Genomic DNA, 264 nt, shown 5'->3' with positions numbered 1-264 from the left:
CGTGGAAGCGCTTCACCACTTCGCCGGAACGCTTCTGGAACATCCCCCAGGCCTGCACCGGGCGCGAGAAGAACGCCGCCAGGTCCAGCTTCGGTTGCGCCTGGGCATAGTGCTCGACACCGACATTGCCACAGCTTCCCAGAAGCAGACAGGCAACCAGCAACAGCGCTTTGTACATGTTCAGCTACCTCGGTCGTTGCCCGCTGCCAGCCCGAGGAGGCGCTGAGGCAGTTGCGGGTCCCTGGACTGCGGATCGAGCCAGAG

1 protein-coding gene is annotated in these 264 nt (G+C 64.0%); it reads right to left on the bottom strand.

Annotation, left to right across the window (positions count from 1 at the left end; genetic code table 11):
* A partial coding sequence (locus SB756_RS31120; RefSeq protein ID WP_410913377.1) for a DUF3833 family protein occupies positions 1-178 on the bottom strand: 178 nt, incomplete at its 3' end.
* Positions 179-264 lie beyond the last annotated feature (86 nt).

This window comes from Pseudomonas sp. SIMBA_068 (genome assembly GCF_046534705.1).
GTDB classification, from domain to species: Bacteria; Pseudomonadota; Gammaproteobacteria; order Pseudomonadales; family Pseudomonadaceae; genus Aquipseudomonas; species Aquipseudomonas putida.
Note: the sequence above shows the minus strand (reverse complement) of the source record. Positions and strands in the feature narration are given on the sequence as shown.